The sequence below is a fragment of the Streptomyces sp. NPDC102258 genome (assembly GCF_055584685.1).
The window spans coordinates 1-23,239 of record NZ_JBVJLO010000041.1; the positions used below are offsets into that span (position 1 = coordinate 1).

General features: G+C 68.3%; 18 protein-coding genes. 15 read left to right on the plus strand and 3 right to left on the minus strand.

Features of this window, described 5'->3' with window-relative positions; genetic code table 11:
* Positions 1 to 609: 609 nt before the first annotated feature.
* Complete coding sequence (locus ACZ6ZT_RS34050; protein ID WP_469724275.1) at positions 610 to 1,875, minus strand: ATP-grasp domain-containing protein; 1,266 nt, start codon at positions 1,873 to 1,875, stop codon at positions 610 to 612.
* Positions 1,872 to 2,855, minus strand: coding sequence for a helix-turn-helix transcriptional regulator (locus tag ACZ6ZT_RS34055; RefSeq protein ID WP_469724276.1), 984 nt, complete (start codon positions 2,853 to 2,855; stop codon positions 1,872 to 1,874). Before ACZ6ZT_RS34055 ends, ACZ6ZT_RS34050 begins: the two co-directional genes overlap by 4 nt.
* Positions 2,856 to 3,211: 356 nt before the next feature.
* Here ACZ6ZT_RS34055 and ACZ6ZT_RS34060 point away from each other — a divergent pair, with 356 nt between their 5' ends.
* From ACZ6ZT_RS34060 to ACZ6ZT_RS34130, 15 genes are all read left to right on the plus strand, one after another.
* On the plus strand, positions 3,212 to 4,111 hold the full coding sequence (locus tag ACZ6ZT_RS34060; protein ID WP_469724278.1) for a phosphotransferase: 900 nt from the start codon (positions 3,212 to 3,214) through the stop codon (positions 4,109 to 4,111).
* Between the two features lie 149 nt (positions 4,112 to 4,260).
* Positions 4,261 to 5,325, plus strand: coding sequence for a 3-dehydroquinate synthase family protein (locus tag ACZ6ZT_RS34065; protein ID WP_469724279.1), 1,065 nt, complete (start codon positions 4,261 to 4,263; stop codon positions 5,323 to 5,325).
* Positions 5,326 to 5,359: 34 nt separating this feature from the next.
* Positions 5,360 to 6,646: a DegT/DnrJ/EryC1/StrS family aminotransferase gene (locus tag ACZ6ZT_RS34070; protein ID WP_469724296.1), complete on the plus strand. Its 1,287-nt coding sequence runs from the start codon at positions 5,360 to 5,362 to the stop codon at positions 6,644 to 6,646.
* A 134-nt stretch (positions 6,647 to 6,780) separates the two neighbouring features.
* Positions 6,781 to 7,593 carry an aminoglycoside phosphotransferase family protein gene (locus tag ACZ6ZT_RS34075; protein ID WP_469724280.1) on the plus strand — a complete coding sequence of 271 codons (813 nt, stop codon included), beginning with the start codon at positions 6,781 to 6,783 and terminating at the stop codon, positions 7,591 to 7,593.
* A complete protein-coding gene (locus tag ACZ6ZT_RS34080) occupies positions 7,590 to 8,354 on the plus strand; it encodes a hydroxypyruvate isomerase family protein (RefSeq protein WP_469724282.1) in 765 nt (254 codons plus the stop codon). The genes ACZ6ZT_RS34075 and ACZ6ZT_RS34080 overlap by 4 nt, the downstream gene beginning before the upstream one ends.
* A gap of 53 nt (positions 8,355 to 8,407) precedes the next feature.
* Positions 8,408 to 9,964 (plus strand): FAD-binding protein, encoded by a 1,557-nt coding sequence (locus ACZ6ZT_RS34085; protein ID WP_469724284.1) that lies wholly within the window; start codon positions 8,408 to 8,410, stop codon positions 9,962 to 9,964.
* Positions 9,961 to 10,755 (plus strand): inositol monophosphatase family protein, encoded by a 795-nt coding sequence (locus ACZ6ZT_RS34090; protein WP_469724285.1) that lies wholly within the window; start codon positions 9,961 to 9,963, stop codon positions 10,753 to 10,755. Before ACZ6ZT_RS34085 ends, ACZ6ZT_RS34090 begins: the two co-directional genes overlap by 4 nt.
* Before the next feature lie 82 nt (positions 10,756 to 10,837).
* Complete coding sequence (locus ACZ6ZT_RS34095; RefSeq protein WP_469724286.1) at positions 10,838 to 11,878, plus strand: inosamine-phosphate amidinotransferase 1; 1,041 nt, start codon at positions 10,838 to 10,840, stop codon at positions 11,876 to 11,878.
* Positions 11,879 to 11,952: 74 nt separating this feature from the next.
* A complete protein-coding gene (locus tag ACZ6ZT_RS34100) occupies positions 11,953 to 13,806 on the plus strand; it encodes an ABC transporter ATP-binding protein (RefSeq protein ID WP_469724287.1) in 1,854 nt (617 codons plus the stop codon).
* A complete protein-coding gene (locus ACZ6ZT_RS34105) occupies positions 13,803 to 15,596 on the plus strand; it encodes an ABC transporter ATP-binding protein (protein WP_469724288.1) in 1,794 nt (597 codons plus the stop codon). The genes ACZ6ZT_RS34100 and ACZ6ZT_RS34105 overlap by 4 nt, the downstream gene beginning before the upstream one ends.
* Before the next feature lie 71 nt (positions 15,597 to 15,667).
* Complete coding sequence (locus ACZ6ZT_RS34110) at positions 15,668 to 16,507, plus strand: SDR family NAD(P)-dependent oxidoreductase (RefSeq protein WP_469724289.1); 840 nt, start codon at positions 15,668 to 15,670, stop codon at positions 16,505 to 16,507.
* Positions 16,492 to 18,648: an amino acid adenylation domain-containing protein gene (locus tag ACZ6ZT_RS34115; RefSeq protein WP_469724290.1), complete on the plus strand. Its 2,157-nt coding sequence runs from the start codon at positions 16,492 to 16,494 to the stop codon at positions 18,646 to 18,648. Before ACZ6ZT_RS34110 ends, ACZ6ZT_RS34115 begins: the two co-directional genes overlap by 16 nt.
* Positions 18,649 to 18,684: 36 nt before the next feature.
* Entirely contained in the window at positions 18,685 to 18,915 is a 231-nt protein-coding gene (locus tag ACZ6ZT_RS34120) for an acyl carrier protein (RefSeq protein WP_469724291.1), read from the plus strand.
* Between the two features lie 114 nt (positions 18,916 to 19,029).
* Positions 19,030 to 20,298: a condensation domain-containing protein gene (locus tag ACZ6ZT_RS34125; RefSeq protein ID WP_469724293.1), complete on the plus strand. Its 1,269-nt coding sequence runs from the start codon at positions 19,030 to 19,032 to the stop codon at positions 20,296 to 20,298.
* Positions 20,299 to 20,403: 105 nt separating this feature from the next.
* Positions 20,404 to 21,723 (plus strand): condensation domain-containing protein, encoded by a 1,320-nt coding sequence (locus ACZ6ZT_RS34130; RefSeq protein ID WP_469724294.1) that lies wholly within the window; start codon positions 20,404 to 20,406, stop codon positions 21,721 to 21,723.
* Between the two features lie 265 nt (positions 21,724 to 21,988).
* On the opposite strand, the gene ACZ6ZT_RS34135 is transcribed toward ACZ6ZT_RS34130, so the two are convergent.
* Positions 21,989 to 23,068: a MerR family transcriptional regulator gene (locus ACZ6ZT_RS34135; protein ID WP_469724295.1), complete on the minus strand. Its 1,080-nt coding sequence runs from the start codon at positions 23,066 to 23,068 to the stop codon at positions 21,989 to 21,991.
* Between the last annotated feature and the right edge of the window lie 171 nt (positions 23,069 to 23,239).

A 23,239-nucleotide genomic window follows, 5' to 3' on the forward strand; every position in this document is an offset into this window, starting at 1 on the left:
CACCTCAACCTCACCGGCGTCACTCGATCAGTGACCACGCTGAAAACGCTCAGTGTCCCCTGTTGATGCTCGCGCGAGGCACCCTCGGGTCGGCGACTTCCCGTCCCAGCGCCGGAACAGGCCCGGGTGGGGCCCGGAGGGAGAGTCGCGGCTGCCGCAGTGGTGACGGCGGTGACGGTCGGGTCCATGTCCCGAAGCCTTGTGTCCGCGTCCCTGAGGGTCCTCGCGCCATCGATACCGCGCCCGTCGGTGGGGACCAACGCCGGTGCTGGTCTGATCCGGTCCGGGACGCGAGGATCGCGTCGGGCACCAGGCGGCGCGGAGGCTTAGCCAGCTCCGGCCGCCCGCGCGAGCTCCGGGGAATCCGCGCGGATCGGATCCGCCGCCCTGGTCGAGCTGCCCGAGCGGACGCGGGACACCTACCTTCCTGCTGGCCGCCTGCCTGTGCGGCGCGCCCCCTTCGTGGCCATGCGGATCATCCAGGAGGTCCCACTGCGCGGAAAGCTGACCGATCCTGAGCAGCCAGTGGGCGTACGGACCTCCTGGCCGCTCCCGGTCGGCGGATCTCACTGACTGCTGGTGACTGGCAAGACGACTTCGGTTGAAGGTTCAGGCACGCATGTTGTCCTCGTACGGATCGAGTGCGAGCTCCAACAACGCGTCGATGCGGCGGATGCTCTCCTGGACCGCCCTGTGGTCCGGGGCCACGCCGTAGATCCTGCCCAGGCAGCTCAGAGTGCCGTTGCGCCAGTCGAGCAGGGTTCCGGGCTGCACCGCGGGACTGAACTCGATCACCCCGGGCAGCCTACGGATCTCCCGGACTCCTCGCAGGTGCCGCACGACGGCGGCGCGGACGGGGGCGGGGGGCAGGTACTCGTACCCGACCCGTGGAGGGTCTTCGTTCGTTTGGGCGAAGGGCACCCCGAGGGCCGCGCAGAGCGCTGCTCTCAGGAGGTCGGGGCCGCCCGCCGCCTGGAGGGTGGGGGCAGTACCGCCGCCGACCCTGCCGTTGACCTCGATCAGCCGAGGCCCTTCGGGTGTCAGCTTTATCTCGACATGGCTCACTCCGACGCCCATGTCGAGAGCGAGCAGCGCACGGAGTGCCAGCGCCTCGGCCTCGTGCAGCGGGCTGGCGGCCAGTGTGCAGGGGTACACCGTGCCCGTCTCCCGATAGGGGAAGGCCAGGGGCAACTTCCCGCAGACGGCGAGAACGCGATGCCCTGCGGCGTCCGTCATCGTCTCGACCGACACGTAGTCTCCCCATCCCGGCCCGGCAGTCGACGGCTCGCCGCCGAGCTGTTCCTCCAGGATCATCTCCGCACGGTGGGGGAGTCCGGCCAACTCCCGGCGCAGCTCGCGGAGGTCGGCGACGGAGACAGTGTTGCGGCTGCCGGCCCCGGAGCGGGGCTTGAGGACGGCGGGGAAGCCGACGTCCGCCGCTGCGGCCGTCGGATCCTGATCCGACGTGACGAGGCGGTGGCGCACCGGCGAGACGGAGGCGCATGCGAGGGCGGTCCGTTGCACGTCCTTGTCCGTCAGGGCCCGCGCGGTGTCGGGCGAGTGGTAGGCCCAGCCTGCCGCGGAAGCGACATCCGCCGTCCAACGGATGCGGGATTCGCTGAACGTGGTGATGGCTGCGACTTCCCGGCTGAGGAGGAGAGCCGCCGCCGTGTCGGGGAGCAGCCCTCGGACGTCGACGGTGTCGGCCGTGTGCGAGAGGATGGGCAGCGAGCCCGCCGCGTACTCATCCGAGGAGTCGTAAACCCAGAGAACGCGGCAGAGGTTGCGTGCGGCCTCGGCCACTGCGGTCGGGTTACCCGAGCCGAGCGCGTACACGACCGCGACGATCGGCCGGTTCGCATCGATGCGCGTCATGATTCCACTCCGAGGCCGGTGGGCGATGGTTCGTTGAGTGCGTGCTGTTGCTCAAGGGCGAGCAGATAGCCGAGATGTGTCCGGTTGCGCGCTCCCAGACGGGTCATCAGCTTAGACACGTGAGTACGGACCGACCGTTCGCTGATGCCCAGGCGGCGGGCTATGGCTGAGTCCTTGTCCTCCTCCGTGAACAGCCGGGTCAGGGTGCGCTGCATGTCGGACGTGATGCCATTGCCGTCATTGGGATCGCGTTTCGACGCGAAGGGCTCGGCGACGCGCCATGCGGCCTCGAACGTCTCGGCCAGGAAGCCCACGACGGACGGATGCCGGATGCGAAGCGCCGACGATTCGTCGTCTGCGGGGATGAACGCGATGCGTCGGTCGAAGATGATCAGCTTCGGGCACAGGATCGTCAGTGTCCGAACCTCCGCGCCCGCCCGGGTCATGCGTTCTGCGAACTCTGCGGTGGCGGAGTTGCGTCTGGCGCTGTGCTGGTAGAGCGTCCGCATGTGTACGCCGCGGTCGACCATAGCGGTGTCGCGGGGGCGGGCCTGTGCCAGCACCTCCGGTGGGTGCGGCCCGCCGGGCTGGACGGTCATCAGGCTGCTGGTGCACCGCGTGGCGGCGGCGTCCAGAAGGGCGCTGACGTCCCGGCGGTTCACCATGAGGAAGTCACCCGTCTCCACGTCCGCGGTTGGTGGGGGCACCTCGTCGAGTGCGGCCACGGCGAGGGTCACCTCGGCGATCCGTTTTCGGGCCTCTTGGAGCGAGTGGTGCATGGAGCCGACCAACCGCGCCGTGGTCACTCCGGTGGCCGGGCTTGTGTACGCATCACGCTCATCGGCGGGTCGCAGCATGCCCAGTGACGTGAGCCTGGCGATCGCCGCACGAGCCTCGGCGTCCGTCACGTGGAGCTTGGAAGCGAGTTCGCCCGGGGTGTAGGTGCCGCCTCGGGGGGATTCTTCGTGGATCAGCTTCATAGCTGCGGTCGCAGTCGAAGCAGCGAAATCATCCGTTACTTGTGGTTTAGATAACATTCGTCCCTTCTTCCTCTTTGGGAACTTCCTGTTCGTGAACCCCTCCAGATGTTCACTTGTGCGTAACCGTCGTTCAAGATCTTTTCAGGCCGGGTACGCGGCCCAACTATTCGCGTCACGTGCCAGAAGACCCCGAGCCGGAGGAAGGGGCCGAAAGCGTGGGGAACCCGTGCGGTGTGAAGCCGACCCGCCTGGGAGAAGTCCATCAGCGCAGACGGCAGTCTCACCCGGAGGTTCCCGGTCGCGGCGGTCGAACGTTCGGCGCCGACCTGTGAGGCGCATCGACATCAGGGGGAAAGATGCTTCTCGCGCCCGAACACGTCGGGCCCGCAGCCCTCCGTTCCATGCTGGTCGAGCATGGCTACGGCGCTGTGGACGACCTGCCCGTCTTCCAGCCCATGGGGGAGGACAGCTGGGCATTCCGCTGCCGCGATCTCTGGGTCAGCGTGCGCAGGGACTTGCGGGGCCACGTGCCTGGCGCCTACGAGGCGGCCGAGGAGCTGCGTGGCTCCGGACTGGATTACGTACTGGCCCCAGTGGCCGGCACGGACGGCGCGGTGGTGCGCGAAGTGCAGGGATCCCCGGTCGTCGTGTTCCCCTTCGTGGAGGCGTCACCGCTGACGGGGCGGAGCGTCTCGACGCGGGACCTGGACCGCATTGTCGACATGCTGCAACGGGTCCATGCGTCACATGTTCAGGCCCATCTGCCCTCGGAGGACTTCCGGTTGAGCTTCGAGGGCGACCTCGTGGAGTGCCTGGCGTTCGCCGATGGTCCCGATCCGACCGGTCGCGGCGTTGCTGCAAGGCTCCACCGCCTGCTCGGTGCGCACCGGGAGCGATTGCGCGAGCTGCGCCAGGAGCAGGTCCGACTGGCCGCCATCTGTGCCGAGGAGCGTTCCCCGTGGGGTCTGACGCACGGCGAACCGAGCGCCCCCAACATCCTGCGCGGGGCCCATGGCCTGCTGCTCGCCGACTGGGGTGGAGCCATGTGGGGTCCGCCCGAGCGCGATTGGTTTCACCTGTGGAGGACGTTCGGCAAAGGCCCTGCGGGGCGGGCTGAGTTCATGCGCTTCTACGCCGTGAAGTGGATTCTCAGCGAGGTGGCGGAGTACGGGGCGATCCTCCGAAAGGGGCCCGAGGAGGACGAGGAAGTCAGGGCGATGTGGAGCAGGCTCGTCAACTATCTGCCCGAGTCCTGAAACCCACTGGCAACACTTCCGCGCAAGTCCGAATTATTCACTTCAAGGTGATTGGTGACGTCGTGTCTGTTGGTGAGTGGAACCTGCGCTCCGTAAGTGTGGGTGACGTTTCCTACCCCTATCACTATGGCGTTGACTGCCTGGAACCCATGGCTGCCTCCTTCGGCTCGTTCGACGCGGACCGCTTTCTCGTGGTGACTGACGACAACGTGCTGGGCCTGCACGGCGAACGCCTCCTTCCGGTCCTCTCCACGCTTGCCCCCGTCGAGGTCTTCAGCCGTCCGGCCGGGGACGGAGCCAAGTCCCTGCTCAATCTGGGCGCCTGCCTGGAGCAGGCCATCGGGGCCGGCATGACGCGTCGGTCGGTGGTCGTGGCCTTCGGCGGGGGAGTGCCCGGAAACCTCGCCGGCGTGGTGGCCTCCCTGCTCTTCCGTGGCGTGCGTCTCGTCCACGTGCCGACCACGACCGTCGCCGCGATGGACTCCGTGATCTCCCTCAAGCAGGCGATCAACAGCAGCCGCGGCAAGAACCACATCGGCACCTACCGCGCCCCGGAAGGCGTCTACCTCGATGCCCGCCTGCTGGCGACCCTGCCCGCCAAGCAGCTGCGCTCAGGACTGTGCGAGGCCACGAAGAACTGCCTCGCCATCCGGCCCGAGTCCGTGGACCTGATGCGGGACCGGCTGGGAGCGGGAGACCTGGCGTCCCCGGCGACTCTTCTCTGGCTCCTCGAGGAGAGCCTCGCGGCCAAGCGCGCGGTCATGGAGCGGGACACCTACGAACAGGGAGCCGGCCTGGTCCTGGAGTACGGGCACACGCTCGGCCATGCCGTGGAGCTCTGCGACCAGCGGCTACGGGGAGCCGACGGGCTCTCGCACGGTGAAGCCGTGATGCTCGGCATGATTGCCGCCGCTCGCATCTCCAGGGCCGCGGGCGGCCTGTCGGACACGGAGGTCGCCGTGCACGAGGAACTGGCAGAGGCCCTCGGTGTCGGGGCAACCGTGCCCTCCGGTCTCTCTGACGACGACGTCATGCAGGTCGTGCGGGCGGACAACAAGCGCGGATACCTCAACGTGTCCGACGAGGAGGCGGCGATGGTCCTGCTGCAACGGCTGGGCGAGCCCTTCGGCTCCAGGGACCTGCCGCTGACAGCTGTCCCGCTGGGCGCGGTCAAGGAAGCCCTCGGCACGCTGATGCCCGGATCCGGATCGTGAAGGCGCCCAAGCGCCCGCAGAGGGGTGGGAAGTGATGGCGGAGCGCCTTGCGCACGACGGCGGAGCACCAGTCTGGACCGGCGGATGGCCTCGGTGGCCCCAACCCGGTCCCGGAGCCGAGAGACGACTGCTCGAAACGCTCCACGGTGACCGCTGGGCTGTCAGCGGCCCCTGGACAGGCCATCGGCCCCAGGAGGCGGCACTGGCAGAGCGGTTCGCCGCGTTCGTCGGCGCCGGGTGGTGCGTGCCGGTGGACCACGGATCCAGCGCCCTGATCACCGCACTCCACGCGATCGGGGTGAAGCCGGGGGACGAGGTCATCGTCCCGGGGCTGACCTGGGTCGCCAGTGCCTCGGCCGTGGCGCGGGCGGGTGCCGTGCCGGTACTGGTCGACGTCGACCCGAGGACCATGTGCCTCGACCCTGCAGCCGTGGCCGAGGCAGTGACCCCTGCCACCGCCGCGATCATCGCCGTGCACCTCTACTCGGCGATGGCCGACATGGACACGCTTCAGGAGCTCGCCCGGCGCCATGGGATCGCGCTCATCGAGGACGCCGCGCAGGCCTACGGCGCGACATGGCGGGGACGCGGTGCCGGCAGTCTGGGAATCGCCGGGGCCTTCAGCGCCCAGCAGGGGAAGACGCTGACTTCGGGGGAGGGCGGACTGTTCGTCACCTCAGACCCCGATGTCCGCGAGCGGGCTGAGATGCTGCGCGGCGACGGCCGGCGGTACGGACCGGGCCCGCACGTGATCGGCCGCCCCGATCTGATCGACGGAGCTGTCGTTCAAGGCTGGAACATGCACATGACCGAGTTCCAGGCCGCACTCCTGCTCGACGGCCTGGAGCGGCTGGATGCGCAGAACCGCCGCCGCGCCGCCGCTGCCGAGGTGCTGGACGAGCTGCTTACCGAGCATGAGGATCTCGAAGCGGTCGTGGCCCATCCGCAGAACGACCGGCGCGCCTACTACCACTACGTCATCAGGCTCCGGGAAGGCGCCTTCGGCGGCCGCAGCGCCACGGCCGTCAGCGAGGCGCTGAGTGCGGAGCTCGGATACTGGGTCCACACTCCATACCACCCGCTGGACCGGCACCCGCTCTACGATCCGAGGCGGCTGCCCGGAGTCGTCGAACAGGGCCACGGAAAGGTCTTCGACCCCACGCGCTTCCACCTGCCCACGGCCCGGCGCGAGGCCGGGCGGTCCCTGGTGTTCCACCATGCGATGCTCCTCGGTACCTCGGACCATACCCATGCCATCGTCGAAGCATTCGCTAAGGTCCGGCGTCTCGCGCACTCGCTGCCCCCGGGGGGCGGCGAGTGACCGGAGTCTGGGTCCCGCCCGTACTGTCCCCGGAGGTCATGGACCTGATTGACCACGCTCTCGCACAGCGCGGCCGGACTCGGACGGGTGAGCCGGAGGTGTTCCGGCGATGGAGCATCTCCACCGTCGCCAGGGTGCCCACGGACCGGGGCGGGCCCGTGTGGTTCAAGGCCGTTCCGCCTGCCTTCGCCCACGAGGGCCGTCTCGCGGGATGGGTGGCGGCGGCGAAGCCGGAACACTCGGCCGCCGTGGTGGCCCATGGCGATGGCTGGCTCATCACGGACGACGTCGGCGCGGGACGCTTCGCGGCGAACACCGAGTACGAGCCCCGCGGGCATCCGCTCGAAGCCGCTGCGCGGATTCAGCGCGTATCGATAGGGCGCACCCGTGAACTGGTGCGACTCGGCTGCCCGGAGCGGGAGCCGGCGCAGTTCCATGAAGAGCTCGCCGCCCTCGCGGAGCGGTCCGATCTGCTGGCCGGGGAACAGGCCAATGCGCTGAGCAGGGTGCTGCCCTGGCTGTCCGAGCGGCTGGGGGCGCTGTGGGCCGACGGTATGCCGTCCGTGCTGGTGCACGGGGACATCCAACAGGGCAACGCCCACTGGACGGGGCGGTCGTGGGCGCTGATCGACTGGACGGACGCGGTGGTGACCCACCCGTTCGCCGAGCTGGCCCGCCCCCTCATGAGCGCCACGGCCGACCAGAAGCACCTGGCGGTGGAGTCCTTCGTCCGGGTGTGGGCCGAGATCGTGCCCCGTTCCATGGTCGAGCGAAGCATGCGTGCCGCCCCGCTCGTCGGCGCCGCAAATCAAGTGGTCAATTACTTCCGGATCGTCGACGGGATCGGCGGCGGGGACGGCCTGCACGAGCTGCTCACGGAGTGGCTGCGGCGAATGCTCCAGGAGTGTTCGCACTTGGCGCCGGCTTTTACAGGGAGACAGAAATGACGTATCGCCAGAGCTTTGCGTGGTGGTCGCTCGCGGAAGGTGCGATCCGCGTACCGAACCTTCTGGAGGCTGCTGCGGAGATCGGCTTCCGCGGTGTGGACTTCCTGCCGGCGGAGCTGTGGCGGACAGCCGCGGACCTGGGCCTGGAGCTGGTCGTCATCGACGGCCACGATTCGATCGACATCGGTTTCAACGACCGGTCGCACCACGCTGCGCTGGCCCAACAGGCGTGCCGCGCCCTGGAAACGGCCCACCGGGAAGGCGTCCACAACATCTCGGTCATGTCGGGCGTCGAGCACGTCCTCGACGACGCCGCGGCCATCGAGATGTGCGTGGAAGCGCTGGCACCCCTGGCAGAGGAGGCCGAACAGGCAGGCGTCGGGCTGCTGCTGGAGCCACTGAACACTAAAGTGGACCATCCGGGCCACCAGTGTAGGAGCACGGCATGGGGCGCTGCCGTGGTCGACGCGGTCGGCTCACCCGCCCTGCGTCTGCTGTACGACGCCTACCACATGCAGATCATGGAAGGCGACCTCCTCCGCACGATTGACGCGAACGCGCATCGCATTGGCCATTTCCATACAGCGGGCGTCCCGGGGCGCCACGAACTGGACTCCCGCCAGGAAGTGAACTGGACTGCGATCGCCGCGAAACTCCGGGAGCTCCGGTACAGGGGATTCGTTGGCCACGAGTTCATTCCGCAAGGGCACCCCGTGGAGGCGTTGCGGCAAGCCTATTCATTGTTCGATCCGGCGATCTGAGCGGCAGTCGTTCCCCGACGGAAACGGCCCACGCCCGTAGAGAAAGAAGTGATGTGCTCAGCGACAGCTTTGCCGAACCGGGAACCGCACGCACCGTCGTCGTGGGCGCGGGGCTCGCCGGACTGGAAGTCGCCGGTGAGCTGGCCCGCAGGGGTGTCGACGACGTCCTCGTCATCGAGGCGGGACCGGCCGACGACCTCCAGCACGTCAACGTCACCCACTCGTCCGAGCAGGCCATGCGCCTGTGGCTCGAGCCTGAGACCGACAGCACCTTCGCCCGCCCCTGGACCTCCCTGACTTCGCCGCACTACGAGGGAAGCTCCGGGCTGCGGCGCCGACTGGGAGGCCGGACCCTGTACTGGTACGGCGTGGTCCTTCCCCTGGAGGAGTGGGCCCATTCGGCTTCCGACTGGCCGGCTTCCGTCGTCCGCGATCTGCGCGAGTCATGGCGCGGCGGCCCGCCGCTGTACGCGCGCATCGAGCAGCGGCTGCTGGAGTGGGCCCGAGAGGCACGGCCCGGCAGCGAAGCCGTTGCCCTTCCGGCCCCGGTCGAAGCCGGCGGCCTGCGGCTTCTGCCCACCCCCCTGGCCCGGCGGGCGGTCCGCGGCCGGGCCGACGCCTGGTTCGCGTACTCGGGACTCGACGACTGGCGCGACCCGGTCTCGGGCCGCCCGGGCGATCTGCCGCCCGGGATACGCCTGATGGGCCGCACCGAGGCCGTCAACGTCGTGGTGCGCGAGGGCCGGGTGGGGGGCATCGTTGTCCGCCACCAGGACGGTTCCGCCGTGGAGATCCCCGCCGACAACGTCATCCTGTGCGCCGGCACGGTCGAGAACAGCCGCCTCGCCCTGCAGGCACTCACACCGGCGGATCATCCGGAGCCGGTGACGCTGCCGGGCCTTGCCGACCACATCGTGCAGGGCCTGCTCCTCAGGCTGGACGCCGAAAGCGCCACGCGGCTGCTCGAAACCGTCCCTGTCGGAAGCTACTACACGCCGTACGGTCCACCCGTCCGCTCCAACCTCTTCGTGGACGTACACCCGCAGGATGAGGACGGCACCCTGCTCATGGAGATCCGCGCCATGGGTGAGCAGACGGACGAGAACACGAGCCACGTACGGGCCACGCCGGGAGCCGAATACCCCTGGCCCATGACGGTCCATTCCGTCCCTTCGGAGACGGATCGCCAACTGATCGCGCTGCAACAGGAAGTCGTGCGCGAGTGCTACGCCCAGATCTGCGTGATCGCGGGAGTGCGGCAGCACGCGGTCGAGTTCGGGGACTACGGAGACCCGCGGCGCGGCAACGCGCTCGCCCTGCCCGAATCGGTGGCCGCCCTGGCTCCGGGAACGCCAGCCACCTGGTCGAACACCCTCGGAAGCGAGGACCACGAGGGAGGCACCCTCCCCCTGGGCGGCGTGCTCGACGAGAACCATGAGTTCCGCACCGTACCGGGACTCTTCGCGGCCGGCCCTTCGACCTTCCCGCGCCTTGGCGCGGCCAACCCCTCCCTGACGACACTGGCTCTCGCCCACCGGCTGGCCGCGCTCCTCTCCGACCGATCGGCACTGGCGGCGGTCCGGTCGGAGCGCGGAAGCGAGGTTCGATGACCGGCGCATCGGACCGCCAGGGACCGGATGTCCTGCTGGCGCACCGTCTGGCAGATCTGGCCGATCGCACAGCCCTATCGTGGTACTCCCGAGCGCCCGAGACCTTCGTGAAGAGCGACGGTTCCCCCGTGAGCGAGGCGGACCTGGCGGTGGAGGCGGCGATGCTCGATGTGCTCGCGGCCGAGAGACTGCACGACGGAGTCCTCTCCGAGGAATCCGGGGTCCGCGCGCCGCGCGCCCGCAGGCGCTGGATCATCGATCCCATCGACGGCACGCGCTCCTACCTCGCCGGCGGACGGGCATGGGGCACCCACATCGCCCTCCAGATCGATGGCCTCCTGTCTGTGGCGATCATGACGCGGCCGACCGAGCGGCTGAGGTGGTGGGCGGTGCGTGGTGCCGGTGCGTACCGCAGCACCGCCGACGATCCGCTCAGCACGACACGGCCTCTCTCGGTGTCCCGTGCGGTGCGACTGGCAGACGGCCGAGCCGCCGGCCTCGTGGAACCCGGATCAGCGGAGGCTGCGCTTCTCGCCGCGCACACCACGTGGGAGCAGGACAGCGTCTCGCCGGTCGCCGCACTCGTCGAAGGCCGCGTCGACATCCTGCTCGACGACGCCGGCAAAGCCTGGGACCAGGCGCCCGCCGTGCTCCTCGTCCGCGAAGCGGGTGGCTTCTTCACGGACCCTCGAGGCGGTGAGCGCTTCGACCTCGGCTGGGGCCTCTACGGCAACCCCCTGGTGCGCACCGAAGCCCTGCGCCTCCTCGGGCGCCCATGCGGGGACCGCTGACCGAGCGGCCCGCGGCCCCGGCCCGGCACCCGACGACTTTCCCCAACCACCGTTTCTCATCCTGCCTAATCAAGGAGCACACATGAGCCTCGTCGACGTCCACAACGAATGGGATCCGCTGGAAGAGGTCATCATCGGCTCCATCCAAGGGGCACAGATACCCGCTGCGGGAACCGATCTGTTCACGGTCGACTACGCGGACTTCGGCTCGCCGGACAGGATTCCCTCCGGGCCCTACCCCCAGCACGTCGTGGAGCAGACGCAGGAGGATCTGGAAGAGCTCAGCCGGTCCCTGACCAGCCTCGGCGTCACGGTGCGGCGTCCGCAGGACACGGACCACGCGGGTACCGTCGCCACTCCGGACTGGCAGACGGACGGACACTACAACTACTGCCCGCGAGACGTCCTGCTGACCATCGGTGACACGGTGATCGAGACCCCCATGGTGCTCCGGTCACGATTCCTGGAGCCGTTCGCCTACAAGAACCTGCTTCTGGAGTACTTCGACAGCGGCGCCCGTTGGCTTTCCGCCCCCAAGCCCCGCCTTACGGACGACATGTACGACGTCGCGCGCGAGCCGGGCCACCGACTGCTCGACATGGAGCCGGCCTTCGACGCGGCGAACATCCTGCGGTTCGGCACGGACATCCTCTACCTCGTCTCGGACAGCGGAAACGAGCGGGGCTGGAAGTGGCTCCAGTCCACCCTCGGCGACACCTACACGGTGCACCCCTGCCGTGACCTGTACGCCTCCACGCACGTCGACTCGACGATAGTGCCGCTCCGACCTGGTCTGGTCCTCCTCAACCCCTCCCGCGTCAACGACCGCAACATGCCGGACTTCCTGCGCGGCTGGGACAAGGTGTGGTGCCCCGAGCTGGAAGACATCGGTTTCATCGGGGACCGCCCCTACTGCTCCACTTGGATCGGCATGAACCTGCTGGTACTGAAGCCCAACCTGGTGGTCGCCGACGACAGGCAGCCGGAGCTCATGCGGACGCTGGAGAAGCACGGAGTCGAGGTGCTGCCGCAGCGGCTCACCCACGCCCGCTCTCTCGGAGGCTCGTTCCACTGCGTGTCCCTCGATGTCCGGCGGACCGGGACGCTGGAAACGTACCGCTAGTCCTCTCGCCCCGCAGAGAGCCCACGTCGCCGCGCCCGCACGAGCCAGCGGCAACAGATATCGGAAGGCCACGCATGGATGCCATCTCCAACCGCCTGAGGTTATTGCGGGTGCTGAAGGCTGCGCGAACACCGGTCGTCGCACCGCTCGCCGTTCTCCTGCTCGTCGAGAGCCTGGCGCCCGCGGCGTCGGCTCAGGCCCTGGCACTGCTGGTGGGCGAGCTCGACACGACGACGACGTCCGGTCTGTTCACCATGGCCCTGCTGCCCCTGGGTGTGTTCACGTGCGTGCTCGTGATGGGACACACAGCCGAGGCCCTGGTCGCCCCGCTGCGTTTCCTGGCGAGCGCGCGCATCGACGGGGAGCACCGGGAGCAGGTCGCCGGGGTCGTCGCGGGCCTCACCACGATCGAGCCGCTGGAGCGGCCGGACGTGCAGGTCCTCGTCCGTGAGGCGATGGCGGACCGCAGCCGCGGGTACGACTGCACCCCGGCCGACGGGGCCATAGGGCAGATCCGCTGGGCGGCGACGGTGATCGGAGCCGTCGCCGCCTGTGCGGTCCTTGCCTCCTACAGCTGGTGGATCGTTCCACTGGTACTGCTGCCCGCAGTGCTCAGCAGGGTGTTGCGAACCCGGGACGAATTCGCCCTGGCGCGGCTGTGGCGCGGAGCCACGGCCGGGGAGATGCACGCCGACGTTTGGCGGGAGGCGGCGGCGTCCGCGGGCGAAGGAAAGGACGTGCGCATCTTCGGGTTCTCCGACTGGATGATCCGACGCATGCAGCAGCATATCCGCAGTGCGAACGCCCCCTTGTGGAGCTACATCGCCGGCATGGTGCGCGGTTCGTGGAAGCATCTCCTGATCACCGTCGTCGGACTGATGCCGGCCTACGCTCTTGTTGCGTACAGCGCCGCGCGCGGAACGAGTGAAGTGGGCGTTGCCGCGGCCGTCTTCGCGGCCGCCTGGTCGCTGTTCCAGATCCTCGGTTCCGATCCGGACTCTTACCACATCCTCGGGGCCACCCGCGTACTCGACGCCTTCGACGCGCTGAAGCGGGTCACGGCTGACTCGGCGACGCGTAACGCGGTCGACCCCGAAGCCGACCGGCGCTGCCGGGAGCGCGAGACGCCGCCGCTCGTTCGCTTCGAAGGCGTCTCGTTCCGCTACTCGACCAATCCGAGCAACGTGCTCGACGCGCTCGATCTGGAGATCAGGCCCGGCGAGCTGCTGGCGGTCGTGGGATTGAACGGTGCCGGGAAGTCCACCCTGATCAAGCTGCTCAGCGGCCTGTACACACCGACCGCGGGCCGCATTTCCGTGGCAGGGGACGACCTCGCGCACATCGCTCCGGCAACGTGGCGCGGGAAGCTTTCCGTCGTGTTCCAGGACTTCGTCAAATACCAGCTCTCGGCCGCGGACAACATCTCGCTCGGCCAGGGCGGCGTCCCCCAGGACCGCCGCCTGGTGGAGGCCGCAGCGCAGGACGCTGGCTTCGAGGCCGTGCTGGCTGGGCTGCCCGACGGCTGGGACACCCCTCTGGCACGCAGCCGCACAGGTGGTGTGGACCTGTCGGGAGGGCAGTGGCAGCAGGTGGTCCTGAGCCGCGCGCTGTACGCGGTCCGACAGGGAGCCAGGGTCCTCGTTCTCGACGAACCTACGGCGCACCTCGACGTCCGGACGGAGTTTGAGGTCTTCGAGCGGATCGCCAAGACCCGCGCCGAAGCCAGCGTGGTCCTCATCTCCCACCGGCTGTCCACGGTGCGTCAGGCGGATCGTATCGTCCTGCTGGACGGCGGCCGCATCACCGAGTCCGGCACGCACGAGGAGCTCATGGCCGTCGGTGGCGCATACGCCGAGATGTTCGAGATCCAGGCCGAGCGGTTCCGCCGAGGCCACGACGACAGGCTTGAAGAGGAGGAGACCCGATGAGGCGGTACCTCACGCTCTGGCGGGAGCTGCTGGTCCAGTCGTGGCGCCGCCAGCGCAAGTACACCGCCGCCACGCTGGCGGCGATCGCGGGATCGGTCCTGGTGGTGGCAGTGTGCGCACTGGCGCTGAGGGAGGCCGTCGATGCCATCGTCAGGGGCGATACGGCTCGCGCCGTGGCCGCGGCGGCGTGTGCGGCCGGGGTATACGCGCTGAACCTGGTTCTCCAGACCACGGCCGACATGCTGCGGGTCACCGCCAACGACAGGCTGGGCCGGCTCTACCTCCATCCCCGGGTGCACCGGGACATGGCCGAGATCGAAGGCCTCGAACACCTGGAGCGCACTGACTTCCTGGACCGGGTGAGCATCGTCAGGTCCGGAACCGGACAGGTGAGCCTGAGCATGTGGACCGCGGTCATGGCCGTCGCCAACGTGCTCAAGCTGGTCGTGACCGTGGCCCTGCTCGGCTCGGTCACGCCGTGGCTCATCCTGCTCTTGGTCTTCGCGGTCGTCCCGGTGTGGTGCGACCACCGGGGGCAGGGACTCGTGAAGCGGGCCGAGGTGGAGACCGCGGAAGCGTACCGACTTCATCAGCACCTCGCCGGGCTGGCCGTCGGCGTGGCGTCGGGCAAGGACATCCGGGTCTCCGGCGCGGCGGCGGAGGTCGTCCGCAGGCAGAGCGAAGCCTGGCGGGCGGCCATGGGGCCGCGCTCACGGGTCCAGTTCGCGGCCGCGGCGTGGAAGCTGGCCGGATGGCTCGTGTTCACCACGGGGTTCGTCGGCTCCCTGGCCCTGCTGACGTACCTCGCGTCCCGCGGCCGCGGGACGGTCGGCGATCTGGTGCTCACGGTGACCATGGCAGCCAGCCTGCGCCAGACCGTTGCCAGTACGGTGATGAGCACCACGTCCACCGCCGGCTCCCGGCGGGTCCTCGACCCCTACCTCTGGCTCCAGGACTACGCGAGCACCGACCGGGCCCGTGCCCGGGGAGCGCAGATGCCGCCCAAGCGGCTACTCAAGGGCATCCACCTCCGGGACGTGACGTACTCGTACCCCGGCACCGACCGCCTGGCCCTCGACGGGATCACAACCGTGCTCCCGGCCGGTTCGGTCGTGGCCGTCGTGGGGGAGTACGGCTCCGGCAAGACGACGCTGGTGAAAATCCTCACCAAGCTCTACCGCGCCGACAACGGAAGCATCACGGTCGACGACGTGGAGCTCGCCTCCCTGGACACCCAGGCGTGGCGGGAGCGGTCGAGCGCCGCCTTCCAGGACTTCGGCAGGTTCCGCACGTCGTTCGCGGAGACGGTGGGCCTGGGCGACCTGAAGCATGTGGAGGACCGGGAGCGGATCTGGCAGGCCCTCAGGGAGACAGAGGCGACAGACCTCGTAGAACGGCTGCCGAACGGCCTCGACACGCAGCTGGGACGGGAACTGGGGGGCGTGGACCTGTCGGAGGGTCAGTGGCAGCGCACGGCCCTCGCCCGAGCCGCGATGCGTTCCGAACCTCTGCTCTTCGTACTCGACGAACCCACCGCGTCCCTTGACGCACCCAGTGAGCAGGCGATCTTCGAGCAGCAGATGGCACGGGCCCGAAGGAACGGACGGCACACCGGTGCGGTGACCATCGTGGTCTCCCACCGCTTCTCCACCGTCACGGACGCAGATCTGATCCTGGTGCTGGACAAGGGCCGGGTCGTCGAGAGCGGGAGCCACGACGAGCTCATGCGGCACAACGGGCGCTATGCCGAGCTCTACGGGATTCAGGCCACGGCGTACGCCGCGGACTGACGGCGACGGGTGGTGCCGGGGTCCCCGGTGCTTCAGAGATTGTTCATGTGAAGAGAAACGGACGAAATTCGATGGGCATTTCCGTCATCACCGGCGCGAGTTCGGGAATCGGTGCCGCCGCAGCCGTGGAGCTCACACGGCGTGGCAGGTCCGTCCTGATCACGGGCCGGTCACCGCAGAAGCTGCGTGCCGTTCACGAGAAGATGCTTTCGGTGGCACAGCAACAGTCCGCCGTCCCCCGCCCCATCGCGGCCGACCTCGCGAACCTCGGCGGTGTGCGCGAGCTGGCTGATCGCATTCTGGACGGCTTCCCGCAGGTGGACCTGCTCGTCAACAATGCTGCCGTCCAGCCCAGCCGCCGTCAGGAGTCCCCGGACGGATTCGAACTCGGCCTGGCGGTCAACCACTTGGCCCCCTTCTTGCTGACCAATCTGCTCGCACGGCGAATCCTGAGCAGCTCCGGCCAGGTGATCACCACGGCGTCGTCCTCGCACACCAAGGGGCGGTTCGACTTCGCCGATCTGCAGCTGCGACGAAGTTGGACGGGATCCCTATCGTACGGCCGCTCCAAGCTGGCCAACATCCTCTTCACCCACAGCCTGAGGGAGAACACGGGTCTGGTCGCGTCCTGCTTCCACCCCGGTGCCATCCGCACGGACATCAACCGCGACTCCCCGTTCGTGCGCATAGCGAAGCCCTTCGAGCGCTTCATTCTCGGGACTCCGGAAAAGGGTGCCGACACCATGGTGTGGCTTGCCGAAAGAGCCCCGGGACTAACGCCTGAAGCGCTGTACTACGCGGATCGCGAACCCGCGGAGATCAGCGACCTCGGCCGCGATCCGGAACTCGCCGCCCGGCTCTGGGCGGTCAGCATGGAGCTCACCGGCGCCGGCGAATGGCCGACCTCCTGATGTCCGCCGAGCCGTCCGACGCCGTCGAGCCCCGTGCCGCCGAGGCGTGGTGCGCGGCCAGTGCCGTGCTGCGCGACGACGGAACAGGAGCCACGGCCGACGAGGCGGCCGTCACGGCGATCCTCGCGACTGCCCTGCTGCTGCTCGTCGGACGCTACGAGCAGCAGCCTCACCCGTGTGCGGCCCTCGCCCGGCACACCACGCCGGACGATGCTGGTCAGCGGGGGCTGATCTCGGCCGAGGTGGAGCCAGGGCCCACTGGGAGCCGGCTGGTGGAACAGGTCACCCGCCGGCTGGCCGCACTGAAGCGGTCCGGAGTGGATGCGGCGTGGCCAGCGCCACCGAGCGGGCCCATGAAGGTGCTCATGACGGTGATGGATACCCCGGCATCCGAAGGTGTTCCCGAGGGTTATGACGCGCTCGTCCACCTCTCCGGAGATCACGGCGGTGGGCACCGGCTCACGGTGTCCAGCCCCGACGAACTGCTGGGGGCAGGTCTCGCCGAGGGTCTCGCCATGGTGTACGAGGCACTCCTGGAGTACCCCGAGCGCCCGGTCGACGAGCTAGCCGTCGTCACTGCGAACCACGTGGAACGGGTCCTGTCCCTCGGTCGCGGGGTCCGTGTGCCGATACCTGACCGGCCCGTCACCGACGCCGTGGAGTCCAGGTGCCGTCGGTCGCCGCAGGCCACGGCCCTCGCTCTGGGCGACACGACGATGACCTACGCCGAGCTCGACGCGGCCGCGACGGGGGTCGCGCACAGCCTGCGGGAACGGGGGGTGGCGGCCGGGGATGTGGTTGGCGTGCTCCTGGAGAGCTCGCCGCTGGCTGTCGTCGCACTGCTCGGGGTGTGGAAGGCGCGCGCGGCGTTCGTTCCGTTGGCGACGGCATTTCCCCAGGAGCGCATGCACGCCGTCCTGGCCGACGCGGGTGTCCGGGTGACGGTGACGGACCGCGCTCTGCGAGATCTGCTGCCCGCTCGGTTCGCGGCCGACTCGTTGCTCGTCGAGACGGTCGAACCGCGCGACCCACTCGAATCGCCCCGCCGTGCCGCTTCGTCATCCGACCTGGCGTACATCATGTACACGTCTGGGTCGACCGGCATGCCGAAGGGCGTCGAAGTCACCCACGCCGGCATCTGGCGGTTGATCCTCGACGAGCAGTACGTGGGGGTCCGTTCGACCGATGTCGTCCTCCAACTGGCATCGTTGGCATTCGACGCGTCCACCTTCGAGATATGGCCGTGCCTCGCCGCGGGTGGAAGGCTCGAGTTCGTACCGGAGAGCCGGCCGTCGCTGCGCGACATTGGGACCGCCGTCCGGGACAGGAAGGTATCGGTCCTCTGGCTGACGGCCGGGTTGTTCCACCACATGGTCCAGTACGAGGTCGAAAGCTTCCAGGGCGTCCGGAGGCTGCTGGTCGGTGGCGACGTGGTCTCGCCGTCGAAGGTCCTGACGGTCCTGGAGACGTGCCGCGGCATCGAGATCGTCAACGGTTACGGTCCCACCGAAGCCACGACGTTCACGTGCTGCCATCTCATCACGGCCCCCGAGCACCTATCGCGGTCCGCCGTACCGATCGGCCGGCCCATCGTCAACACGGACGTCGTCCTTGTCGACGGCGGCATGAACCCCGTCCCCTATGGGGCGATGGGCGAGCTGTGCGTAGCGGGGCCGGGAGTGGCGCGCGGGTACGCCAACCACCCCCTCCTCACGGGGGAGAAGTTCGTCACCCCGGACGACGGGCCCCTGAAAGGGATGCGTCTCTACCGGTCGGGCGACTACTGTCGGTGGGGGTCTGACGGGACGCTGCAATTCGTCGAGCGCCGCGACTTCCAGGTCAAGGTGCGTGGATACCGGGTCGACACGGCAGAAGTCGAATCGACTCTAGAAAGCTTTCCCGAGATAGCCCGGGCCGCTGTGATCGCAGCCGATGACAAGACCGGGTCGAAGCAGCTCATCGCAGTGATCGAGATGACCGAAGGCCTCGATCGGGACCGGGCTCTGCTGGCGGAACTGCGTACGCGCTGCTCGCGGCGGCTCCCGCCCTACATGGTTCCGCACCAGTGGCGATTCACGTCCACCTGGCCGCTCAACAGAAACGGAAAACTCGACCGCAGTGCCCTGCTCGCAGGGAAATGAGGCGAGGGGAGAGGAAGGACTGTAATGGAAGCCAGTATGATCGAAGAGAAGGCCCGGGTGGCCTGGGAAACTGCCATGGACGACGAGGTGCATGGCGAATCGGATTTCCTCGACGCCGGCGGTCATTCTTTTATGGCCATGCAGATCATCGCCAGGCTGGAGTCCGACCTGGATGTGCGGATCCCGCTGGGTCTGCTTTACGAGAATCCCAAGTTCTCCGCATTCGTGTCGGCTCTTGAGCAGCGCCTCGGACAAGTCGCGGGCTGACTTCAGGACGCGCTGCGCGTGGCCCGTGCCACACGGTGAGGTTCCCCCCTGTGCTCCTCGGCCGCCGCGACAGCGGCCGTGGAGCCTTCATGAGGCCCGAGAAGAGACTGTGCCATGGATCCCCTGACAGGCCCGCTGTCGTTCCAACAAGAAGACATCCTGCGCAAGATGAGGCATCACCCCGAGTCCGCTCCGGGGTACGACTACTGCTTCCTGTTCCGCCTGGGCGGGGCGGTCGACATCGACTGCCTGGTCCTGGCGATCGAGGACCTGCTCGCCCGCCATCCCGGGCTCCGTACGCGCATCGTGCGGCGTGACGGCGGCCATGCGCAGGAGATCCGGGCAGCCCTCGGTGGCTACGTCGGAATCGCCGACCGTCCGGGTGTCTCAGAGGATGGTCTGGTCAAGGAGCTGGTCGAGCAGCGGTACGTTCTCGACGCCGTGCTCGGCGGAAGCCGGCTGTTCCGGTCGGCGATCCACCGCACCCCGCACACCTACCTCTCGCTGACGGTAAACCACCTGGTCTACGACGGTTGGTCATTGATGCTGCTGTGGCGGGACCTGGCCGAGCTCTATGCCGCCCGGGTCGAGGAGCGACCTGCCGGCCTGCCGCCCGTGGGAGCAACCTATCTCCAATTTGCGTCGGCCCAGCGGGCTCGGTGGGAGAAGCGCGAGGAGTCGGCCACCGAGTTCTTGGCGAATACGGTGAAGGGCTACAGCGATCAGGTGTGCTGGCCCGACTCTGCGGAGGCCGGTCTCGTCCACGAATCCGACCTCGGCAACCACTCGTTCGACGTGGCGACCGCGTTGGTGGAACAGATTCGTGACGTGGCGCGTGCCGTCCGGATCTCCCCCTTCACCGTCCTTCTCTCGGCAACGGCGCTGGCTGTTTCCAGGGTCACGGGGAAAAGTGACCTGCTGTTGGGGACCGACACCTTCAACCGCGACGATTCGGTACGCCAGACAATCGGGCACTTCGTGAACACCCGCATCACTCGCGCCCGGATGGACCCGTCGGGTGCACTGGTCCATGCCGCTGCCGCCGTACGGCAGAGCTGGATGGAGGCCGATGATTTTGCGGACGTCTTCTCGGAAAAGGTGCTGGCTGACATCGGTGCCCCGTTCCCCCTCATGGTGAACATGCCGAGTCTGCCGTCACGGCTCGTCGGAGGCGAAGGCAGCCTACGGCTCCTGAATGCCGAAGCGACGCCCGTACCGATACCGGGCAGGAGCTCCACCTGGCGGGACTGCTATGTCACCTGGCTTCAGAGGGAACACACATACACGGGCGTCATAGGTCACCGCAGGGCCCGTGTCGACGCCGACACCGCGGCCCGCCTGGCGGAGGAGGTCGTGTCCGTCCTCGCGTCGCCGTTCGGATAGTGGTCGAGTACCGGAAGGGGCAGAAAGATGCGCATGGTCGGAATCGCGGACTGCAAGGTGCGGCCGGGGCGGCTCGTCCGATGGCGGGCCGGAGCCGCTGACCGCGTGGACCTCACCCGGGCGCATCCGCATCCGGCACCCCCCTCCGTCAACCAACAGGCCCGTCTCTCCTCCGCCCTGTCCGCCAGTGCCGCCGGGGCGCACGCGCCGCGCTGGTATGGCATCGCCGTCGACTTCCCGGGCGGTGTAGAAGATGATCTCCTGCGAAAGGCATTGCAGGACTTCGTGGCGCGCCACGAAGTCCTGCGCAGCGGATTCCATGTGGGCAGCGGGACCAGCAGGTTCGTCCTGGAGGCCGACGAGGTGGTCCTCGAACAACGGGAGAGAGGGGAGTACACCTCCCGGGAGGGAGCGCTGGCGGCGCTGAAGTCGATGTTCGACGCGGACACCGATCCCCTCACCTGGCCGGCTTACACGTTCGCGGCGGTCCTGGGCACCGACGGCGCGACTCTGTTCATGGCGTTCGACCATAGTGTCACGGACCTGCATTCGCTGGCTTTGGCCGCCGTGGAGATCCAGCAGCTGTACTTGGCGCGGTGCGGTCGCGAAGCACCGGTGTCGTCACCAGCAGGGAGCTTTCTGGATTTCTGCATCGAGGAACGTCGGGTTCCTCCGGCCAGGATCCTCGCCTCGGTCACCCGCTGGCGCGGTTTCACCGAGGCGGAGCAGGGGCGCCTCCCTCGATTTCCGCTTCACCTGGGTATCAATGAGGAGGAGGACGTTCCCCTCACGGCGGAGGAGATCGAACTGTGCGACGCGACAACCGCCGACATCTTCGAAGCGCGCTGTAGAACGGCGGGGGGCAGTCTCTTCGCGGGGCTGCTTGCCGCGCTCGGGATGATCTCGCGGAGTAGCTCGGATCAGGGGGTGCTACGGCTCCTGGCGCCTTACCAGACTAGGACGCCTGCCACCCGATCGGCGCTCGGCTGGTTCGTCAATGCCGTTCCGCTTGAATTGCGCATGGACGACGAGTCGAAATTCGACCGACTCGTTCCGCGTGCCCGTGCCGCCATCAGGCGTGCCTTTGAGTACCTGGATGTCCCGTTCGGGCTGGTGGAGCGGGAAACCGAGATGCAATCCTTCACGGGCTCAGGGGGGTGGATATCGTATATGGACTATCGCCCGTACGACGTTGCAGACCGCCCGGCGACGCTCGACGCCCAGATATTGACGAACCCGCGCCGAGGCCGGGAGCTGGACATCTGGATCAGCCGCACCAGGGACGGTGTGTCCGTGCATGCACGGTATCCCGACAATGCGGTGGCGAAGCGGAATGTGCGGGCATATTTGCGAGAGCTGGAGGAAGTCATTGAGCATCTCGTGATCCGAGATGAGGGACATCGGCCGACCAGGGCCCACAAGTGAGGTGGGGCGGACCCGAACGGGGGCAGCTTTGGGCTTGAGGCTTGAGGGGATTGGATGTGTCTCAGGCGCTGGCTTCTTATCCTCGGAGCCTGGCGAGCGTGCGCGGGGCGGACCGGACGACGCTTGTCGGTGGAGGGGATCCGTGGAACAGCTCTGGTTCTCGCGGTTTGCCGCGAAAGTCGGTCCTGGTCGGCTCCGTCGATCAGTTCCTCGTGTTGAAGCCGGTCCAGGTCGGTGAGCGTGTCGATATCCATGGTGGTCGCGCCTATTGCTGGAGCTCCAGCACGTCAGCGACCACGCAACTGACGTTGTCGGGGCCGCCTGAGCGGTTGGCCAAGGCGATGAGCTCGCGTACGGCCTGCTCGGGATCGGTGATGGTGGAGACGACCTGGTGCAAGTCCTCGGTCGCGACGACGGAGGAGAGGCCGTCCGAGCACAGCAGGTAGCGGTCCCCCCGTTGGGCGTCGTGCAGCTGAATGTCGGCGGCGGGATTGGATGCCCCGGCCAGGGCCCGCATCAGCAACGACCGCTGCGGGTGGGAGGCGGCTTCGTCCGCGGTGATGCGTCCCTCGTCGACCATCGACTGCACCAGCGTGTGGTCGTGGGTGATCTGGAAGAGCTCGCCGTCACGCAGCAGGTAGGCGCGGGAGTCGCCTATGTGGACCAGGGCCAGGTGGGAGCCGGTCCAGAGCATCGCGGTCAGGGTCGTACCTGCTTCGTTTGGCGCGTGGCCGGTGGAGACGACGCCGTGCACGGCCTGCTGGGCTTGGTCGACCGCGTCGCCCAGGGCGTTAAGGAGGTTGCCCGCCGGGATGCTGTCGCTCTCTAGGCGCTTGAGTACCTCGACGGCGGCCGCGCTGGCGGGGGCGCCGTCCGGGCCGAAGCCGTCGGCCACGGCGAGTAGCCGGGATCCTGCGTAGGCCGTGTCCTGGTTGCTGTCGCGGACCAGGCCGGTGTCGGACAGTGCGGCGTAGCGGATGTGCAGGGGGTTGGTGGTCGATGGCATGATGGGGTTTTTCCAGGACAGGTGGTCGACGAGGAAATTGGCCAGGTCCCGGCGCGCGGCGGTATCGGCTTCGATCCGGGCCCAGAACGCGCGGACCTCCTGCGCGGCTGCGGCTGCATCCAGCCCGCATACCTCGCGGATGTGGGCTAGGGGCATTCCGAGCCGGCGTAGCCAGGCCACCAGCTGGGCCCGCTCCAGTTGCCGGGGGGCGTAGAAGCGGTAGCCAGTCACCGGGTCGACCCGGGCCGGGGGCAGCAGACCGAGTTCGTCGTACAGGCGCAGTGCTTTCGGCGACAACCGGGACGCCTTCGCGAATGCCCCGATGGTCAGCAGCTCCATGCCTACTCCTCTTCGTGCCGGGCGTCTCACCCGGCCTCACTGATGCCGGGGCTCGCCCACAGGTGAAGGTCAATCAAAGACCAGACTTTGTGCGCTGGCAGCGGCGGGGCAGCCATCTAGGGCCTGTGTGAGGTTGCGATCAGTCGGCGGCTTTGAGGAGGTCGTCGATCC

Excerpts from the sequence above, each read along its gene's own strand:
- ACZ6ZT_RS34060 (WP_469724278.1), top strand. The coding sequence starts at position 3,212 with ATGCTTCTCGCGCCCGAACACGTCGGGCCCGCAGCCCTCCGTTCCATG.
- ACZ6ZT_RS34050 (WP_469724275.1), bottom strand. The coding sequence starts at position 1,875 with ATGACGCGCATCGATGCGAACCGGCCGATCGTCGCGGTCGTGTACGCG.
- ACZ6ZT_RS34120 (WP_469724291.1), top strand. The coding sequence starts at position 18,685 with ATGATCGAAGAGAAGGCCCGGGTGGCCTGGGAAACTGCCATGGACGAC.
- ACZ6ZT_RS34080 (WP_469724282.1), top strand. The coding sequence starts at position 7,590 with ATGACGTATCGCCAGAGCTTTGCGTGGTGGTCGCTCGCGGAAGGTGCG.
- ACZ6ZT_RS34110 (WP_469724289.1), top strand. The coding sequence starts at position 15,668 with ATGGGCATTTCCGTCATCACCGGCGCGAGTTCGGGAATCGGTGCCGCC.
- ACZ6ZT_RS34115 (WP_469724290.1), top strand. The coding sequence starts at position 16,492 with ATGGCCGACCTCCTGATGTCCGCCGAGCCGTCCGACGCCGTCGAGCCC.
- ACZ6ZT_RS34070 (WP_469724296.1), top strand. The coding sequence starts at position 5,360 with ATGGCGGAGCGCCTTGCGCACGACGGCGGAGCACCAGTCTGGACCGGC.
- ACZ6ZT_RS34100 (WP_469724287.1), top strand. The coding sequence starts at position 11,953 with ATGGATGCCATCTCCAACCGCCTGAGGTTATTGCGGGTGCTGAAGGCT.
- ACZ6ZT_RS34090 (WP_469724285.1), top strand. The coding sequence starts at position 9,961 with ATGACCGGCGCATCGGACCGCCAGGGACCGGATGTCCTGCTGGCGCAC.
- ACZ6ZT_RS34105 (WP_469724288.1), top strand. The coding sequence starts at position 13,803 with ATGAGGCGGTACCTCACGCTCTGGCGGGAGCTGCTGGTCCAGTCGTGG.
- ACZ6ZT_RS34125 (WP_469724293.1), top strand. The coding sequence starts at position 19,030 with ATGGATCCCCTGACAGGCCCGCTGTCGTTCCAACAAGAAGACATCCTG.
- ACZ6ZT_RS34055 (WP_469724276.1), bottom strand. The coding sequence starts at position 2,855 with ATGAAGCTGATCCACGAAGAATCCCCCCGAGGCGGCACCTACACCCCG.
- ACZ6ZT_RS34095 (WP_469724286.1), top strand. The coding sequence starts at position 10,838 with ATGAGCCTCGTCGACGTCCACAACGAATGGGATCCGCTGGAAGAGGTC.
- ACZ6ZT_RS34065 (WP_469724279.1), top strand. The coding sequence starts at position 4,261 with ATGGCTGCCTCCTTCGGCTCGTTCGACGCGGACCGCTTTCTCGTGGTG.
- ACZ6ZT_RS34135 (WP_469724295.1), bottom strand. The coding sequence starts at position 23,068 with ATGGAGCTGCTGACCATCGGGGCATTCGCGAAGGCGTCCCGGTTGTCG.